The sequence below is a fragment of the Ephemeroptericola cinctiostellae genome (assembly GCF_003339525.1).
Lineage (GTDB): Bacteria > Pseudomonadota > Gammaproteobacteria > Burkholderiales > Burkholderiaceae > Hydromonas > Hydromonas cinctiostellae.
In genome coordinates, this window is the sequence record NZ_CP031124.1 from 1,322,956 (window position 1) to 1,341,594 (window position 18,639).

17 protein-coding genes and 1 riboswitch are annotated in these 18,639 nt (G+C 49.6%); of the genes, 7 read left to right on the forward strand and 10 right to left on the reverse strand.

Features of this window, described 5'->3' with window-relative positions; all coding sequences use genetic code 11:
* Nucleotides 1–3: 3 nt before the first annotated feature.
* Nucleotides 4–1,479, reverse strand: a complete 1,476-nt coding sequence (ubiD, locus tag DTO96_RS06070) for a 4-hydroxy-3-polyprenylbenzoate decarboxylase (protein WP_114562675.1) — start codon at nt 1,477–1,479, stop codon at nt 4–6.
* A gap of 65 nt (nt 1,480–1,544) precedes the next feature.
* Entirely contained in the window at nt 1,545–2,444 is a 900-nt protein-coding gene (locus DTO96_RS06075) for a LysR family transcriptional regulator ArgP (protein WP_114562676.1), read from the reverse strand.
* A gap of 316 nt (nt 2,445–2,760) precedes the next feature.
* On the opposite strand from DTO96_RS06075, the gene DTO96_RS06080 reads away from it, so the two are divergent.
* Nucleotides 2,761–3,342, forward strand: a complete 582-nt coding sequence (locus tag DTO96_RS06080; protein ID WP_114563948.1) for a LysE/ArgO family amino acid transporter — start codon at nt 2,761–2,763, stop codon at nt 3,340–3,342.
* A gap of 83 nt (nt 3,343–3,425) precedes the next feature.
* On the opposite strand, the gene DTO96_RS06085 is transcribed toward DTO96_RS06080, so the two are convergent.
* Nucleotides 3,426–5,468 (reverse strand): ABC transporter ATP-binding protein/permease, encoded by a 2,043-nt coding sequence (locus tag DTO96_RS06085; protein WP_114562677.1) that lies wholly within the window; start codon nt 5,466–5,468, stop codon nt 3,426–3,428.
* Between the two features lie 47 nt (nt 5,469–5,515).
* On the reverse strand, nt 5,516–5,812 hold the full coding sequence (locus DTO96_RS06090; RefSeq protein WP_114562678.1) for a hypothetical protein: 297 nt from the start codon (nt 5,810–5,812) through the stop codon (nt 5,516–5,518).
* Nucleotides 5,813–6,012: 200 nt separating this feature from the next.
* Here DTO96_RS06090 and hemA point away from each other — a divergent pair, with 200 nt between their 5' ends.
* The 4 genes from hemA (at nt 6,013) to DTO96_RS06110 (ending at nt 10,243) form a co-directional block, all read left to right on the forward strand.
* Complete coding sequence (gene hemA / locus DTO96_RS06095; RefSeq protein ID WP_114562679.1) at nt 6,013–7,323, forward strand: glutamyl-tRNA reductase; 1,311 nt, start codon at nt 6,013–6,015, stop codon at nt 7,321–7,323.
* Nucleotides 7,324–7,582: 259 nt separating this feature from the next.
* Complete coding sequence (gene prfA, locus DTO96_RS06100; RefSeq protein WP_114562680.1) at nt 7,583–8,665, forward strand: peptide chain release factor 1; 1,083 nt, start codon at nt 7,583–7,585, stop codon at nt 8,663–8,665.
* 36 nt (nt 8,666–8,701) lie between these two features.
* The gene (gene prmC, locus DTO96_RS06105; RefSeq protein WP_114562681.1) at nt 8,702–9,550 is read left to right on the forward strand and encodes a peptide chain release factor N(5)-glutamine methyltransferase; all 849 of its coding nucleotides are present in this window, start codon (nt 8,702–8,704) and stop codon (nt 9,548–9,550) included.
* Nucleotides 9,551–9,571: 21 nt separating this feature from the next.
* Complete coding sequence (locus DTO96_RS06110; protein ID WP_192879025.1) at nt 9,572–10,243, forward strand: transposase; 672 nt, start codon at nt 9,572–9,574, stop codon at nt 10,241–10,243.
* Between the two features lie 46 nt (nt 10,244–10,289).
* Here the strand turns inward: DTO96_RS06110 and glmM are convergent, their stop codons facing one another.
* From glmM to ahcY, 6 genes are all read right to left on the reverse strand, one after another.
* On the reverse strand, nt 10,290–11,633 hold the full coding sequence (gene glmM / locus DTO96_RS06115; RefSeq protein WP_114562683.1) for a phosphoglucosamine mutase: 1,344 nt from the start codon (nt 11,631–11,633) through the stop codon (nt 10,290–10,292).
* A gap of 118 nt (nt 11,634–11,751) precedes the next feature.
* Nucleotides 11,752–12,612, reverse strand: a complete 861-nt coding sequence (folP, locus tag DTO96_RS06120) for a dihydropteroate synthase (RefSeq protein WP_114562684.1) — start codon at nt 12,610–12,612, stop codon at nt 11,752–11,754.
* 332 nt (nt 12,613–12,944) lie between these two features.
* Complete coding sequence (metF, locus tag DTO96_RS06125; RefSeq protein ID WP_114562685.1) at nt 12,945–13,772, reverse strand: methylenetetrahydrofolate reductase [NAD(P)H]; 828 nt, start codon at nt 13,770–13,772, stop codon at nt 12,945–12,947.
* Nucleotides 13,773–13,844: 72 nt separating this feature from the next.
* Nucleotides 13,845–14,684 carry a TlyA family RNA methyltransferase gene (locus DTO96_RS06130; RefSeq protein WP_114562686.1) on the reverse strand — a complete coding sequence of 280 codons (840 nt, stop codon included), beginning with the start codon at nt 14,682–14,684 and terminating at the stop codon, nt 13,845–13,847.
* A 1-nt stretch (nt 14,685) separates the two neighbouring features.
* On the reverse strand, nt 14,686–15,042 hold the full coding sequence (locus DTO96_RS06135) for a phage holin family protein (protein WP_114562687.1): 357 nt from the start codon (nt 15,040–15,042) through the stop codon (nt 14,686–14,688).
* Between the two features lie 138 nt (nt 15,043–15,180).
* Nucleotides 15,181–16,584 carry an adenosylhomocysteinase gene (gene ahcY / locus DTO96_RS06140; protein WP_114562688.1) on the reverse strand — a complete coding sequence of 468 codons (1,404 nt, stop codon included), beginning with the start codon at nt 16,582–16,584 and terminating at the stop codon, nt 15,181–15,183.
* A 123-nt stretch (nt 16,585–16,707) separates the two neighbouring features.
* Nucleotides 16,708–16,820, reverse strand: a riboswitch (S-adenosyl-L-homocysteine riboswitch).
* Between the two features lie 163 nt (nt 16,821–16,983).
* On the opposite strand from ahcY, the gene aroE reads away from it, so the two are divergent.
* Nucleotides 16,984–17,829 carry a shikimate dehydrogenase gene (gene aroE / locus DTO96_RS06145; RefSeq protein WP_114562689.1) on the forward strand — a complete coding sequence of 282 codons (846 nt, stop codon included), beginning with the start codon at nt 16,984–16,986 and terminating at the stop codon, nt 17,827–17,829.
* Between the two features lie 3 nt (nt 17,830–17,832).
* Nucleotides 17,833–18,540, forward strand: a complete 708-nt coding sequence (mtgA, locus tag DTO96_RS06150) for a monofunctional biosynthetic peptidoglycan transglycosylase (RefSeq protein WP_114562690.1) — start codon at nt 17,833–17,835, stop codon at nt 18,538–18,540.
* Nucleotides 18,541–18,639 lie beyond the last annotated feature (99 nt).

The window sequence follows — 18,639 nt, forward strand, 5'->3', positions numbered from 1 at the left end:
CCATCACAGCCCCAATTCCGCCCACATTTGATCGACTTTGTTTTTAACGTTTTCATCCATCACGATTGGTGTGCCCCATTCGCGTGTGGTTTCGCCTTGCCATTTGTTGGTGGCGTCCATACCCATTTTTGAGCCGAGTCCTGAGACGGGGGAGGCGAAGTCGAGGTAGTCGATGGGGGTGTTGTCGACGAGTGTGGTGTCGCGTGAGGGATCCATGCGGGTGGTGATTGCCCACATGACTTCGTTCCAGTCGCGTACGTTGATGTCGTCGTCGACGACGATGATGAATTTTGTGTACATGAATTGGCGTAAGAATGACCAGATGCCGAACATAACGCGTTTTGCGTGGCCGGGGTATTGCTTTTTGATCGAGACGACGGCCATGCGGTAGCTGCAACCTTCGGGCGGTAGGTAGAAGTCAACGATTTCTGGGAATTGTTTTTGCAAAATCGGGACGAAGACTTCGTTCAGTGCGACGCCGAGGACGGCGGGTTCATCGGGTGGTTTACCTGTGTAGGTGCTGTGGTAGATGGGGTTGCGGCGCATGGTGATGCGTTCGACGGTGAAAACGGGGAATGTTTCTTGTTCGTTGTAATAGCCTGTGTGGTCGCCGTATGGCCCTTCGAGTGCGGTTTCATTGGGGTGTAGTACGCCTTCGAGGACGATTTCCGCGTGGGCGGGGACAGTCAATTCTGAGCCGATGCATTGGGTCAAAACGGTGCGTGAATGACGGAGCAGGCCTGCGAATTGGTATTCTGACAGTGTGTCAGGTACAGGTGTGACTGCACCGAGGATGGTGGCAGGGTCGCAGCCGAGGACGACGGCAATTGGGAAAGGTTTGCCAGGGTGGGCGATGCAGTGGTCACGAAAGTCGAGTGCGCCGCCTCGGTGGGCGAGCCAGCGCATGATGAGTTTGTTGCGACCAAGGACTTGTTGGCGGTAGATGCCGAGGTTTTGCCGTGCTTTGTGCGGGCCTTTTGTGACAACCAAGCCCCATGTGATCAGCGGCGCGACGTCGCCGGGCCAGCAATGTTGAATCGGAATTTGGTTCAAATCAATGTCGTCTCCTTCGATGACGATCTCATGTACGGGTGCGTTTTTGATAATTTTTGGACGCATGTCCCACACGGCTTTGACCATTTCGCCGAGCTTGCCAATTTCTTTCAAGCCTGCGGGTGGCGTGGGTTCCTTCAGGGCGGCGAGCAGGCTGCCGATATCGCGTAAGGCGGAGGTGTCTTGTGCACCCATGCCGAGTGCGACGCGGCGTGGCGTGCCAAATAGGTTGGCAAGTACGGGCATGTTGTAGCGCGTTTTGCCGTCGGTGACGTTTTCAAACAGTAGAGCGGGGCCGCCTTTTTTCAAGGTGCGGTCGGCGATTTCGGTCATTTCGAGAATTGGTGAGACGGGTTGAGTGATGCGTTTGAGTTCGCCCATTTGTTCGAGTTGGTCGATGAAGTCGCGCAGGTCGGTGTAATGCATGAGGGTGCTCTAAAAAGTGGAGTGAAATGTAATGTCGTATTATGCCGTGATTTGCATGGGCTTGGTCATGAAATCAGTGCGGCATGGCTGGCTTCCAGTACGCAGCGGGTGAGTGACTGGAGCGATGGTAGGGGCAGCTTGCTGACTTGCCAATACAGCGGTATGTCCAGTGTTCGTGAATTGTCGAGGGCGATTAGCTGTCCTGATTGAAGTTGATTTTGTACTGCTGAAAGCAGGTTCATGCCCCAGCCCACACCTGCTGAGGTTGCGTCGATGAAGGCTTGTGGCGAAGGCAGTCGATGGGCTGGTAGCACGATGTTTTTCCGAGTGAGTTTGCGCACCCATTGTTGTTGTAATTGATCGTTGCGGTCAAAAATCAGGCTGGGCGCGCGCATGAGGCTATCTGCGTTGAGTCCGAGGGTGAAGTGGCGCGCTACAAATTCAGGTGAAGCGGTGGCCACATAACGCAGTGAGCCTAATTTATGGCTGCGGCAACCTTGTATAGCGGTGCGCTCGGCGCTGACCGCCGCCAGAACTTGTCCACGCTTGAGCCATTCACTGGTTTTTTCTTGATCGTCCAAGGCAATATCGAGCAAGGTGTCATTTTGTTTGGAAAAAAGTTGCATGGCATGGATGAACCACGAAGACAGGCTGTCGGCGTTAATCGCAATGCGCATGGTGCTGTGCATGCGATGTTTGACTTCGGGTAGCAATGTGGGCATGTCTCGGCGTAAGTCTCCTTCGAGCAAGGCCACCGTGTCTGCATGTCGACAGACCCGTTCACCCGCTTGGGTGGCCGTGCACGGTTGCCCTCGCACCACCAATACGACCCCCACGCGCTCTTCGAGAAGGCGCACCCGTTGTGACACCGCAGATGGTGTGATGTTGAGTATCGCTGCTGCACGTTCAAAACTGCCCTCACGGACCACTGTGGCTACAGTTGCTAATAGTTCACTTTCCAGCATGTTGAATCTCCATTAAAAAAGGCATATGGACAAAGTAAAAGTTATTGTCCATGTTTTTTATCATCACCTTAAATCATTTAATCAGTCATTTTTGGCTTACTCCACAATCTCCCAATGTCGGAAATACTAAGTCAAGTGTCGTAACAGAATGCTTGTGGTTTCCTTGAGAAAAACGACTGTTCGTCGGTTTTGCTTTGCATTAATTTTACTTCATTGGATGAAGTAGGTTTCATTTTTAAGTGAGAGGTGATGTGGCATACTGACTTAACTTTTTCAGGAGAGAACTGTGAATGAATTTTTAACGGGCTTGACGCTCATGTTGTCATTGATCGTGGCCATCGGTGCGCAGAATACATTTGTATTGCGCCAAGGGCTGCGTCGCGAACATGTGGGCGTGGTGGTTTTTTTGTGTGCGTTTTTAGATGGTGCGTTGGTGGTTTTGGGGGTGAGTGGTGTGGCGAAAGCCTTGGGTGATCATCCGCAATGGTTGAATGTCATCGGTGCTTTGGGCGCGTTGGTGTTGCTGTGTTATGGCTTTTTGGCGGCGCGGCGTGCACTTTTCCCCCATCACTTACAGGCTGCCACCGATGGCACGCCCGTGTCGCTCAAGCGTGTGTTGTTGCAGGTGTTGTCGTTGAGTTTGCTTAACCCGCATGTGTATCTGGATACGGTGATACTGGTCGGTGCGGTGGGCGCGCAGCAGCCAGCCGATGCGCGTGTGTGGTTTGTGGTGGGTGCAGCTTTGGCCAGTGCACTGTGGTTTGTTGCATTGGGTTATGGGGCGCGTTTGTTGCAGCCTTTGTTTGCGCGACCTGTGGCGTGGCGCATACTGGATAGCGTCACGGCGACGATGATGTTTGTGCTGGCGTATTACTTGGCCGCACCACTGTTTCGGTGATAATCAATGCGTGCAAACCCATGTTTGTGTAGGAGATGGTGTGGGTTTTGCACTGTTTGATTGACACGTTCATCATGTTGATTTTAAATGGCTTGAATCTTGGCTTTAAATCCACCCGTTTCGTTCGTTGTGTTTGCAGTTAAGTCCAAGCTTTGATTGTGATATTGGCTTAGCTGCGTGTGGTGAGATACGCTGATGAGGGTCACTTTGGGCATGAAATTGAGTAAAGTGGCGTACAAAGAACGCTCGTTTTCAAGGTCCAGCGCACTGGTGGCTTCATCCAAAAACAGGTATTCAGGCCGTTGCAAAAACACCCGTGCAAATGCGAGGCGTTGTTGTTCGCCGCCCGAGAGGATTTGCCCCCAGTTCGCCGATTCGCTCAAGCGGTCTTTTAAGTGATGCAGTTGACTCATTTCTAACACTGTTTCGTAAGCCGCATCGTTGTAAACCTCACTGGTGGCGGGATAAGACAAGGCTTCGCGTAAAGTCGCGATGGGAAAATAAGGTCGCTGTGGCAGAAAGAGCATTTTGGCTTTTGTAGGCACGTCAATCTGGCCTTTGCCATACGGCCAAAGTTGCGCAATCGCCCGCAGAATGGTGCTTTTCCCTGAGCCTGATGCACCCGTGACCAACCAGCGGTCACCTTGTGAAATGTGCCAATTTAAGCCCGAAACTTGTGTGACGAGGGTGAGTTGTTCGTTCTCATTTAATTGCGGGCGACTGAGCGACACGTGGGTGAAGGCAATCCCGCCGACATTGTTTGGCGTGACTGTGAGCTCAGATGCACCGTTGAATGCGTCGATGCGGCTGAAGGCATCTTCAAGGGCAAAAATACGGGTGGCTGTCCCGCGAAGCTCGGCAATGTTTTGGTAGTTGTCGATAAACCAAGATAGGCTTTCACGCAGTTCACCAAAGGTGCGCAATATTTGCATGAAATTGCCCCATGTAAAGGCTTTATCTGCAAAATATCGGGGTGCCATTAATAAAATGGGAAAGAGTACGGAGGCTTGGTTGTACGATAAGCTTGAAAAGCCTAAAAATTTCAAAACCCACATGCGAGTGTTCCAATTGCTGCGAACGATGCCAAATAAGCGTCGGCTTTCTTCTCGATGGTGGTTCGCGCCTTGAAGGGATGTGATGCCTTCTGCATACTCTCGAGCACGGATTAAGTGATAGCGAAAAGAGGCATTGTAACGTTGGCGCAGCGCCTCTATTTTAATTAAACGCCGCCCCACGTAATGGATAAACAAAGAGCCTGCTATGGCATAGATGACCGCCAGCCAGAATAAATAATCAGGAATGGTGAAATTTAATCCAAAATGATTGAAGTTGATGTCTCCTGAAATGTCCAACATCAGTTTAGAAAATTCATACATGGACAGCACAGAAATATACGCACCAAAATACAAATAAATGGCCAATTCAGTGAATTTGTCCAAGTCCTCGGCAATCCGTTGATCAGGGTTGTCTTGTTGTTCTTGTTGAGCAAAGAAGTAAAAGCGATTGCGATCAAAATACTGATTTGAAAATATTTGAGTTAACCAGGTTCGCCAGCGAATTTGCAATAACTGTTGAAAAAATTGACGGTATGTGCCGACCAAGACCCAAAAAATAGCCAAAGCGATAAAAATACTGCTTTGAATCCAGAACTCAGCTTCATTGCGACTTTGAATGGCATCATAAAAGGCTTTTGACCACATGGCAAAAGCCACATTGAGCTTGACACTGACCGAGGCCAAAAACAGTGTCAAAGCACTGAGTGCCCACGCCTTAAACACCCGATTGTCAGAGAGTGTGCGACAGAAAAAACGGTAGGTGAGGAGCAGCACCAGAATGATGAGGATGGGTGCACCTGTTTTTACAATAAAATCCAAGCCCGAGGCTTGTTTGGTTTGTTCGAGCCAACCCATGATGAATGTTTCTGTTGCCTCGCTGGTGGTGAGCATGGCGAAAATAAGGAACAAGATCAATGAGCCAAACAGCGCCCATCCGCCGCCCCAATAACGGGCGCTGAAATTGAAAATGTGTTTAAAACCAGCCAGTTTGTTGTTTTTTATGGATTTTTCGTCAGCAGATAAATCTGGGGTGACATCGTTCATCCATTCGTTTCGATTGGTTTTTTTCATACTTTAAATGTTTTCATAAAAGAGGTCTTAAAAAACCGCATGGGCATTTATTTTTTATTTGTGCGTGAGCGAGGTTTTTGAGGGGGGGAGGAAAATGATGCACCGCTGCGTTTCGCCCCCAATCGTGCCCCCATCATGGCCGCTAAAGTGGTCAGTATCAAGCCAATCAAATCCGACGGAAAAAACAATGTGCTGAACATCCCGAGTTCACCGGCGATCAGTGAAAAAGTACAAGCCCATAATGCAATGCGAATAAATGAGCCGCCGACAAACACAGTGCGGCGAAGGACTAATGCGACCACGAGGCCGACAATGATGAGCCAAAGCTCTTGCTGAAAAAGCATGTAAATAATCCTTGCTGGTTTTTTCTGTTGCGACGTTTGGCGAGGCGGGGTTTGGCGGGTATAATACCAAGATTCGCAGCCTTATTCATCAGTTACTTGTGTTTGTCATCATCTTTGGACATGAGATTGTGGAGAATGCTGCTCCCAAATGCCAATCTAACCTGCTTTCCTCTTTTGAGTGGGTGTGTTGAAACGTCTGTATGCCTTTATTTGTTGCTGGTTTAAACCATACCACTGCGCCGCTCGCTTTGCGCGAGCGCATTTCTTTTGCGCCAACTGAACTGACGCACGCTTTGCTGGCGTTGCAAACAGAGCTGGCTGCCCATGCCACACATGATGCAGATGGCCGTCCGCCACAATTGACGGTTCTGTCCACTTGCAACCGCATGGAGGTGTATGGCGTACTGACCGATGCTTCTCAGCTTGAAGCCGCTGTGCGTTGGGTTGCTGCTTATCATGAAGTGGCGTATGAAGACCTTGCGCCGCACATGTATCAGTTGGTCGATCAGGCCGCAGTACAACATGCCTTTTCAGTGGCCAGTGGCATGGATTCGATGGTGCTGGGTGAGCCGCAGATTTTAGGGCAAATGAAACAAGCCATGCGCATTGCACAAGATGCGGGCACGATTGATAGTGCGTTGCAACAATGGTTTGAGAAAACCTTCACGGCTGCCAAAGATGTGCGCACAAACACCGCGATTGGCGAGCATTCGGTGTCAATGGCTGCTGCTGCGGTGAAATTGGCCAAACGCGTGTTTGATGATTTTGCCAAGCTCAATGTATTGCTGGTGGGCGCCGGCGAAATGATGGACGTGGTCATTGCCCATATTGCAGGGCAAACACCCACTCGCCTCACGGTGGCCAACCGCTCGCTTGAAAAAGCCCATGCCTTGCTTGCATCCTACACACACCTGAACACCGATGTTTTGCGCCTGTCAGAATTGCCCGATCATTTGGCGCAGTTTGATGTGGTCATCACCTGCACCGCCTCCACCTTACCGATCATTGGTTTGGGTATGGTGGAGCGGGCATTAAAATCACGCCGCTATCGCCCCATGGTCATGGTTGATTTGGGCGTGCCTCGCGACATCGAAGCTGCGGTGGCCAAATTGAGCGATGCTTATGTCTACAGCGTCGATGACCTCTCCAGCATTGTTCAACACAACAGCGCACAGCGCGAAGCCGCGTTGGCGGATGCGCAACGCATCGTTGATGTTCATGTTAAAGCTTTTGATGTGCAACAAGCCCGCCGTGTGTGGACGCCGCATGTACACAGTTTACGTACACGCATGGATGGCATCCGCGTTGCTGAAATAGAACGTGCACTGAGCGGCCTGAAAGGGCGTGAGCACGTCAGTGCCGCTGAGCTTGAGCAGTTCATGACGCAGATGTCTGCTCGTTTTATGAATAAAGTTTTGCATCAACCGACCCTCGGCATCCAAAGTCATGACGATGATGTGCGCCATGCATGGCAGGTGGTGACGCGGGATTGGTTGCAATCAGAGGACTGATGGTGTTTGGTCGTTTGGCCAATGGTTGTATGGATGCCTTTGGCCTACGAATGCCTGCTGTATCTCTGCTGAACAGTTTGCTGTCGCGTAGGCTCGGTAACTCAACATTAAACACATAACTCCGTTTTTTGCCCTCAACATGTTCAGGCAATGTTGCGGATGCGCCCACCACCTTTCCCAAATCTACCCAGTGGGACTTGGATGGGCTTATTTTATTCAACCTTTGTGCTGAATTCATATCAAATGAATGGTTTAAAACATGAAAAACTCCATGCGAGAAAAGCTCGCGCAACTTGATTTACGTTTTTATGAAATTGAAGGTTTGCTTCAGCAACCTGAAGTAACGGATGACATTGCCAACTACCGCCGCATCACCAAAGAGTCCGCAGAAATTGCGCCTGTGGTGGCTGCATTTAACGAATATGTTCAAGTTGAAAAAGACATCGACAGTGCGCAAGAGATGCTCGCTGATCCCGATTTTAAAGCCTTTGCACAGGAAGAAATTCAATCGGGAAAAGAGCGTTTAGAAGCATTGGCCGATGAATTGCAAACCATGTTGTTGCCGAAAGATGAAAATGATGACCGCAATGTGTTTTTAGAGATTCGTGCAGGCACGGGTGGCGAGGAGTCTGCTTTGTTCGCAGGTGTGTTGTTGCGCATGTACACGCGTTACGCGGAGCGACAAGGCTGGCAGGTTGAAGTCATGAGTGAATCGGTGTCTGATTTGGGAGGTTATCGCGAGGTGATTGTGCGTTTGGCGGGTGCGAACGCTTACGCACGCATGAAGTTTGAATCAGGCGGACATCGAGTGCAGCGCGTGCCTGAGACAGAAGCGCAAGGGCGCATTCACACTTCGGCGTGCACCGTGGCGATCATGCCAGAAGCAGATGAAATCGGCGATGTGAACATCAATCCAGCCGATTTGCGCATTGACACCTTCCGTGCGTCTGGTGCGGGCGGTCAGCACATCAACAAAACCGATTCAGCGGTGCGCATTGTGCACATTCCAACGGGGACTGTGGTTGAATGCCAAGAAGGGCGCTCACAGCACAGCAATAAAGCAACTGCAATGAAAATCCTGGTCACGCGGATCAAAGACGCACAAATTCGTGAGCAAAACGCCGAGCAAGCCGCCACACGCAAATCGCTGGTGGGTTCAGGCGACCGTTCCGAACGCATTCGCACTTACAATTACCCGCAAGGGCGCATCACCGACCACCGTGTGAATTTGACGTGGTACAAGATGGATGCGATGTTGGAAGGCGATTTGGATGAAATGCTCAATGCGTTATCTGCTGAATATCAAGCAGAACAGTTGGCGGCCATGGGTGATGATGCTTAATATGAATACATCAAACATGAACCATAGAAGCCCAGTATGAACACATTAAATGACCTAATGCAGCGCAGTGGCTTGCCCCAATTAGAGGCACGCATGTTGATGCAATATGCGACAGGCTGGTCGCGTGTGTCGTTGATCAGTCGTGGTTTGGATGCGTTGCCTGTTGCACAAATACAACTTTTTTCAGATTTGGTGAACCGTCGTTTAAACGGAGAGCCGATGGCTTATATCGTCGGTGTGCGTGAGTTTTATGGGCGTGATTTTAAGGTCAATCCAAATGTGTTGATCCCTCGACCCGACACCGAAACTTTAATTGAATGGGTGCTGAATGGGTGTCATTTGGCTGTTGAACAAGCGCTTGACGTGTTGGATTTGGGTGTGGGCTCAGGTGCGATTGCCGTGACCTTAGCCTGCGAGCGCCCCGCGTGGCGGGTCTCTGCGGTGGATATCTCGGTTGACGCGTTGTCTGTGGCTGCTGAAAATGCAGCCGCACTGGGTGCAAAGGTTTCTTTTTTTGAAAGCGATTGGCTGACCGTTTTCGATGGGCTTTCTCCGTCCCCGAAATTTGATTTGATTGTGAGCAACCCGCCTTATGTGGCGACAGGAGATGGGCATTTGTCTCAAGGTGATGTGCGATTCGAACCTCGAAAGGCACTCACGGATGGGTCGGATGGCTTGACAAATTATGCCCTCTTGGTGCAAACTGTCCCCAAATACTTAAAAAACGGTGGTCAACTGTGGTTTGAGCATGGCTACGATCAAGGCAATGCCGTGCGCCAGATGTTGACCCAAGCAGGCTTTGACACCGTAAAAACAATAAAAGATTTATCAGGGAATGAACGTGTCAGTGGCGGATATAAAACCACAGCATCCAGTTTTTTATAATCGAGAGACATCATGGCTCGCATGGCGAGATTGTACCTACCAAACACGGCACAGTTGGTCACTGTGCGCGGCATCAACAATGCCTCTGTATTTTTTTCAGATAAAGATTATGAGCAATGGCAGTCCATTGTGCGCACCATTGCACCTGTCCATCTCCTAAATATTCATGCCTTTGCGTTGGTTGAGCATGCCGTTTACTTGTTGGTGACGGCTGAAGATGAGCACGCTTTGGGGCGATTCATGCAGGACTTGGGGCGCCGTTATGTGCGCTATGTGAACGGTAAGTATGGGCGTACTGGCACGCTGTGGGAAGGGCGTTATCGCACCGCTTACATTCAGGATGTACCGCATGTGGTGAATGCATATTGTTGGTTGGATGCCATGAGCAGTTACTCATCTCGGGCACACCACATTGGCTTGCAATTGCAAGGTTTCATACAAGACCATGTGCAATATTGGGGGTTAGGCAACACCCCTTTTGACCGTCAATACGCGTTTAAGCAGTTGTTGAATGAAGGATTGCCCGAAGTCACCATTAAAGCTTTGGAACATGCAGTGAATACTGGTTGGGCACTGGGTGATAAAAGTTTTTTAAATCAAGCTTTACGCATTGGTGGTCGGCGTGTCGCGCCTGCTGCACGCGGAAGGCCTCGTAAAACACCACTCAAAGCACATAACGACAGGGTGCTTTAAAATGAAGCACAAACAACAACCCCATGCACGAGCATGGGGTTGTTGTTTAGTTTTTTAAGCTTTCAGCCATGATGTGTGCTTGGCTGCGAGCCAATTCAGCATCCTCTGCTTCCACCATGACTCGAATCAACGGTTCTGTACCTGAGGCGCGAATTAAAATACGGCCTGTGTCACCCAGTGCTTCAGCCGCTTGTGCTTGGGCATTTTGTAAAGGTGAATGCGATTGCCAATCAAATCCTTTTTCAACACGGACATTGATCATGGTTTGAGGGTACATTTTGAGGGGTTCAACCAACTCTTTCAATGATTTTTTTGCACGGCGCATGGCCGATAAGACCTGCAACGCACTGACCATGCCATCACCAGTGCTGTGTTTATCGAGGCAGAGAATGTGCCCCGAACTTTCCCCACCGTACAGCCAACCCCGTTCTTTGAGTTGTTCCAGTACATAGCGGTCACCCACTTTGGCGCGGGCGAAACCAATGCCCAGTTTTTTTAAGGCCTTCTCTAAACCCAAGTTGCTCATTAATGTGCCGACAACACCTGCAATGGGCGATTGTTCATGCACTGTTGCAGTGATCGCATAGAGCAGTTGATCGCCATCAAAGACCACGCCATCCGCATCCACCATGACCAAACGATCGGCGTCACCATCTAAAGCAATACCCAAATCGGCACGATTGGCACGCACAGCGTCTGCGAGCGCAGTGGGGGCGGTAGCGCCAAAGCCATCGTTGATGTTTAAACCATTCGGCGATGCGCCAATGGTGATGACTTCTGCACCCAATTCATGCAAAATGGGTTGGGCAATGTGATACGCCGCGCCATGTGCGGTGTCAACGACGATGCGCAGGCCACGCAAATCCAAATCATTGGGGAAGGTGGATTTGCAAAATTCAATGTAACGCCCACGTGCATCATCCAATCGTTTGGCTTTCCCCAGTTTTTCGGAGGTCACACAGCCCATAGGCTTGTCCAGTTCAGCTTCAATTTCGAGTTCTTTCTCATCGGGTAATTTATCGCCTTGCGATGAAAAAAACTTGATGCCATTGTCTTCGAATGGGTTATGTGATGCTGAAATCACCACGCCCGCTTGTAAGCGCAAGGCACGTGTGAGGTAAGCAATCGCGGGTGTTGGCATGGGGCCGCACAGCATGACATCCACGCCTGCTGCAGCAAATCCAGCCTCAAGGGCGGCTTCCAGCATATAGCCAGAAATGCGTGTGTCTTTGCCAATCAATACGCAAGGGCGTCCTTGATGGCGTTCTTCTGAATCATGTGCCAGTACTTGACCCGCAGCATAGCCCAACTTCATCACAAAATCGGGAGTGATGGGAGAAATGCCGACACGGCCACGGATGCCGTCGGTACCAAAATATTGTCGTGTCATGATGTCCTTTCAATGATAAATGAGCATTTTTTAAGAATTAAGGGGCTGTTCAACGTGTTAAACCCATGTGCTTATTATTTCACACTTGCTCACTCAAAACTTGTCTTTTTGTTTATATTTATGTAGATCTATTTGATAGTGCTTGCCAGACTTTTAAGGCGTCAACGGTTTGTGCCACATCGTGCACGCGAACCACATGTGCGCCATGTGCCATGGCATACAATGCTGCGGCAACGCTGCCTGCTGTGCGTTGCTCGGTGGGTTGTCCTGTGAGGTCTCCAATCATGCGTTTACGAGAAACACCAATCAGGACGGCTGCTTTGGTTTTTTCATGCAAATCATTCAATGTTTGTAGCAGTGCAATGTTGTGCGCTAAATTTTTACCAAAACCGATGCCTGGATCGACGCACAAGCGGTCAGGTTTTATTCCTGCATCCAACAAGCGGCACAGTTGTTGTTTTAGAAAGCATGCCACATCTCTCACCACATCATCGTATATGGGTTCATTTTGCATGGTTTGCGGCGTGCCTTGCATGTGCATCACGCACAGACCGCAGTTGCTGTCTGCAACTGCATCAATGGCAACAGGGCTGTTAAAGCCTCGAATGTCGTTGATGATGTCCACACCTTCAGCCAGCATGGCGCGCATGACATAGGGCTTGTAGGTGTCAATCGAGATGGGTTTGCCGCAATCAATCAATGCTTGCACGATGGGCATCAAGCGGCACAACTCTTCACAGGCGGACAATGCGGGCGCATTGGGGCGGGTGGATTCACCACCAATATCGATGATGTCAGCCCCTGCATCAATCATTGCATGGGCGCGATCCAGTGCCGCTTGAGGATCAATAAAATGACCGCCATCGGAAAAAGAATCGGGCGTGACGTTCAAAATACCCATGACATGAGGGCGAGACAAATCAAGCGTATGACGCCCACATTGCCAAATGCGAGAAGGAGCGTGAGGGGTGTGCTGCATGGTGACCTACTGTAATTTTAATTGGGCAAATTATAGCGTGGTTTGCATAGTCGTGTTGTTTGTATGGGTATTCTATTGGTTGTTCAGAAAAGTAAATGATGCACTTTGAGGATGGACATTAAAATTTTTTGCATGGACATGCGCGAGGAAAGAATGCATCAATCTGTGAAGTTCAAGAATGGGTTCGTTACGCGGTGGTTGAACAGTGGTTGCGATGCGTGCTACTTAAGACAACGTGGATCTTCAGCGTAAAAAAGCCGTTGGTCTAAAAGAGCAACGGCTTTGTAAGCATGTGGTTCAGTTAAATTAAGTTAAATCATCAATGCCTTGGTTTAAAGTGCATCAATCACGGCCAAGCTTGGCTTGGCTTGATTCAACGTATAAAAATGCAGGGCTGGTGCACCCAAATCAATCAAACGTGAACACAATTGAGTGACCACATCCTGACCAAAAGCGATGATGGAGGCTTTGTCATCACCAAAGCTGGCGAGTTTTAGGCGCACCCAACGTGGTAGCTCGGCGCCGCACACGTCAGAAAAGCGTGCCAGTTGACTGTAATTAGTGATGGGCATGATGCCAGGAACAATCGGCGCGGTAACACCCGCCGCACGAGCGGCATTGACGAAGGTCTCATACGCATCGGCATTGTAAAAATATTGGGTGATGGCCGAATTTGCACCTGCATTCATTTTATGAACAAAATGCTTCAAATCATCCGCAGGGCTGCGTGCTTGAGGGTGATATTCAGGATACGCCGCCACCTCAATGTGGAAATGATCGCCTGTTTCTTCACGAATAAACGCGACCAAATCGGATGCATAATGCAACTCACCCGTGCCACCCATACCTGAAGGCAAGTCACCACGCAATGCGACAATGCGGCGCACACCTTGACGTTTAAGGTCTTGCAAAATATTTGCCATGTTGTCTCGGGTTGAGCCAATGCATGACAAATGGGGGGCGGCATCGTGCCCGAGGCTGCGAATGTGGGCAATGGTTTTGAATGTGCCATCTTGGGTTGAACCACCCGCACCATAAGTGCATGAAAAAAACTGTGGCTTGTAAGGGGTCAACAGGTTGATGGTGTGCTCAAGTTTTTGCTGGCCTTCTATGGTTTTTGGCGGGAAAAACTCAAAGCTGATGGGGGTTTGAATGGTCATGGTTGTGCTCTCTAGAGCCCAAAATAACACCATATCACTGAAGCGATGGGTTATTTTTGAGTTTAAAATGTTTTACTTTGAATCGATCAATGCCTGTGCTTGGTATTGGGCAAACACGAAAAATTCGTGATTACCATCTGTGCCTGTGATGGGGCTGGCAAAATAATCCAGTACAGTCAAATCATGTGCAGCACAAGCCGCCAAAATACTTGCTTGAACCTCAGCATACTTTGCTGGATCTTTTACGATGCCCGCTTTGCTCAAATCATCCGCAGTCAGTTCAAATTGTGGTTTAACCAATGCCAAAACATGTGCGCTATTGCTCAATAACGTTTGGCTGGATGAGTCCATGTTGAAAATGGGCAAAACCTTGGTCAATGAAATGAAAGACAAGTCGGCAACCGCCAAATCAAAACTGTGGCTAACGGCTTCGTGTTTGCTCTCGTGATCCGCATTGTAATCAGACCAAGCATCGTCCAACACATCACTGTCTAAATAGCGGGCATTGGTGTTTTCAAATACAGTCAAACGCGTTTCGTGGGTCAATGAGGCATGTAATTGACCATGTCCCACATCCACGCCAACCACTTGCGCGGCACCTGCTTGGAGCAAACAATCGGCAAAACCACCCGTGCTTGTACCCAAGTCCAAACAGCGAAATCCGGCGACATCCAAGTCTACGTGAGCCAATGCCCCAGCCAACTTGATGCCAGCCCGTGACACAAATTTATCGGTGTCGGAGACCGCCACCTCAAGCAATGCATCGTCCGTGACGATGTAAGCGGGTTTAGAAATCTTTTGCCAGTCGCTGCCGATGTTCATGCTGACGCGCCCATCTGCGATGAGGCGTTGGGCGTGGCTGCGGGTTTCGGCGAAACCTTGTGTGACTAAAACGTGATCGATGCGTGGCATATTAATGTTTTTTAAAGGCGGGTAACAAAATAGAAGCCCCTGCCCATGAGATTAAGCTGTACACGATGGAAGCGAGAAATGCTGTACCAAACGTGTCGATGGTGAAACCTTGAATGACTCGACCGACCAGCAGCATGAAGCCTGCGTTGATGACCCAAGTGAACAGGCCCAGGGTGATGATTTGCAAAGGTAGGGTCAAAATCGTCACGATCGGCTTGATGATGGTGTTCAAAAAACCGAGTACGGCTGCAGCGATCAATGCGGCTTGCCATGTGGCGATGTGAATGCCATTGAAAAAGTAAGGTAAAGCCAATAATGCACCGGTGTTAACTGCCCATAGCAAAAACCAACTGATCATGAGATTCTCCAAGGTTGATGCGTTACCAACTGGTAACGCATCAGGTGTTTGGGTGTGACCACGTGATTGAGGCCACAGGGAGAAACAAAAAATTACTTTCCCTGCATGGCCTTGACCGTGTGGCACATGTGCCAAATTTTAGTAGCGGTAATGTTCTGGCTTGTAAGGGCCTTCTTTTTTCACGCCAATGTACGCTGCTTGCTCATCCGTCAAGACGGTTAATTTTGCACCGATACGACCTAAATGGAGACGAGCCACCTTTTCATCAAGGTGTTTTGGCAAAACATACACTTCATTGCCGTAATTGTCACCGTTTTGGAACAATTCGATTTGTGCCAAAGTTTGGTTGGTGAATGAATTGCTCATCACAAATGAAGGGTGACCTGTGGCGCAGCCGAGGTTAATCAAGCGACCTTCAGCGAGTAAAATAATGCGTTTGCCATCAGGGAAAACGATGTGGTCAACTTGTGGTTTGATGTTGTCCCATGTCAAATCTTTGATGCCTGCGATGTCGATTTCGTTGTCAAAGTGACCGATGTTGCAGACGATGGCTTGATCGCGCATTTTGTCCATGTGTGCACGGGTGATGATGTTGAAGTTGCCCGTGGTGGTCACGAAAATATCGGCATCGCCAACCACGTCGTCCAAAGTCACGACACGGTAACCTTCCATTGCCGCTTGTAATGCACAGATTGGATCGATTTCAGTGATCATCACCGTCGCACCGAGGCCGCGCAATGATTGAGCTGAGCCTTTACCCACGTCACCGTAACCGCATACAACGGCCACTTTGCCTGCGATCATCACGTCGGTGGCACGCTTAATGCCATCAACCAATGATTCACGGCAGCCATACAGGTTGTCAAATTTTGATTTGGTCACAGAGTCATTGACGTTGATGGCTGGGAATGGCAATGCGCCTTGTTCTTGCAAAGAGTACAAACGTTTCACACCTGTGGTGGTTTCTTCAGTCACGCCTTTGATTGAAGCCAAACGTGTTGAATACCATGTTGGATCAATCGCGAGTTGGGCGCGGATTGAAGCGTACATAATGGTTTCTTCTTCAGAGCCAGGGTTGGCAATGACGTTGATGTCTTTTTCAGCGCGTGCACCGATGATGAGGAGCATGGTGGCATCGCCGCCATCGTCCAAAATCATGTTGGCGTACAGGCCATTGCCCCAGTCGAAAATTTTGTGGGTGAACGCCCAGTATTCTGTCAATGATTCGCCTTTATAAGCGAATACAGGCGTGCCTGTTTCAACGATCGCAGCTGCGGCGTGGTCTTGGGTTGAGAAAATGTTGCACGACACCCAACGCACTTCCGCGCCCAGCTCTTGCAAGGTTTCGATCAAAGCCGCTGTTTGGATGGTCATGTGCAGAGAGCCTGCAATGCGTGCACCTTTGAGTGGTTTTGATGTGCCAAATTCCTTGCGGATTGACATTAAACCAGGCATTTCCGTTTCTGCGATGTTGAGTTCTTTACGACCCCATGCAGCCAAAGTGATGTCGGCAATGTGGGCGTTTTCCGTGATGTAAGCCATTGTGTGCTCCAAAAATAAAAGGGGGGCAGCAGGCGTAGACGGTCAAGTAACGATGACCTGAGGTACGCTCGCCTTTAAGTTTAGTTCCCCGAGGTGTTAAAAGTGTTTAACGGGTGTTTAACATTAAAGCGAGCGCCGTTGAATGCCTCTAAAAATAAACTTTAAGGGCCACATTTGCCAAGCCTAGCGGTGTTGGGTTTAACGGGTCAACACACGTCGCAGCGCTCCTTGGCAAAACGGTTCGAAATTGTAGCATAATTCTTGGGTTTGTAACAGTGCTGCGCTACAATGGCAGGATTACACGGCGTATGGGTTTGTACCGACATGCGTGCTTGTTTTTGATTCGTTTTAATTTATTTAAGTTTTATTTAAGTTTGCTGTCTTGTTTATGGAATGCACATGTCTATTACCCAACGTTATGCCGTCATTGGCAACCCCATCGCTCACAGCCGTTCACCTGAAATTCATGCCGCATTTGCACAGCAATTTAACATTGACTTAAGTTATGAGCGCATCTTGGCACCGTTGGGTGGCTTTTCTGATTGTGTGAAAGAGATGCGCGCTGTGGGGTTTTTGGGGGCCAATGTCACTGTGCCATTTAAATTGGATGCCTTTGCTTATGCTGATGAGCGCAGCAGTGCGGCGCAATGGGCGGGAGCGGCGAATACATTGGTTTTGGGCGATCGCGTATTGGCGGACAACACCGATGGTTTTGGCATTGTTCGTGACATCATACATAATTTAAACACGCCGTTGTCTGGACGACGCATCTTGTTGCTGGGGGCGGGTGGTGCGGCGCGAGGCACCTTGCAAGCGCTGTTGTTGCAGAAGCCTAAAATGATTGTGGTTAAAAACCGCAGCTTGGATAAAGCGCAAGCGTGGTTGAAGGATGTGCAACGCACCGCAGATTTTGCTGAGGTGTTGGGCGATGCCCATTTGATGGTCAGGGCATGGGACGATGATGCGATGGATGACTTTGATGTGGTCATCAATGCCACGGCCAGTGGTTTGGGTGATTTTTTTGCACCGCCATCGGGGGTGTGTTTTGCCGACAAGGCGTTGGCATATGACATGATGTATGGCAAAGTCACCCCTTTTTTGCAATGGGCCATCGACAACCACGCATTGACTGCTGATGGCTGGGGCATGTTGGTGGAGCAGGCGGCAAAAAGTTTTAGCATCTGGCATGGTGTGACGCCTGATACGAGTACATTGATTGCCAATCCGCCATATAAAGGGGCTTAAGGTATGTGGCGAACATGGGTTAAGCCGTATGTGTGCGCGCTGGTGGCGGTCGGTGTCGTGTTTCAATTGTGGTGTGTTGGCTGGATTGCCTTGTATGGCATGGGGGTGAAGCCATACACGGCCTTCATGAAAGCCGAGCAAGTGCGCTTATTGATCACGAAGTTTCAACCCAGTTTGGAACGACAATGGGTGGATTACAATGACATGTCCGATAACCTGAAGCGTGCGGTGGTGACTTCAGAAGATGCGGGGTTTGTGGAGCATGATGGGGTGGATTGGAATGCGATTGAGCAAGCCCGTTTGCGCAATGAAAAAAAAGGCAAAATCATCGCGGGTGGTTCGACCATTTCGATGCAGTTGACCAAGAATTTGTTCCTGTCATCCAATCGCAGTTACTTGCGTAAAGCCGAAGAAATTGGCATGACCTACATCATGGAGGTCATGTTGCCGAAAGAGCGAATCTTGGAAATTTACTTGAATTCGGTGGAGTGGGGCGAAGGTGTTTTTGGTGCGCAAGCCGCTGCCGAGCATTATTTTAAAGGCGGTTCGGCAGCGAAGTTGTCGCCACAGCAGGCGGCAAAACTGGCGGTGATGTTGCCCGCACCCAAATATTATGATTTGAATCGCAAAAGTCCGCGCATTGGACGCCGCGCCAATGTGATATTAAAACGCATGGGGGCGGCTCAGATTCCTGATGATGAAGGTGCATGATCAATTGAAGTGATCGTGCATGGGTTTATCAGATGGGCTGAGTGGCCGTGTAGACTGGTGGTGAGCGGAGCGCACCCCAGTCTTTTCATTTGTGATGTG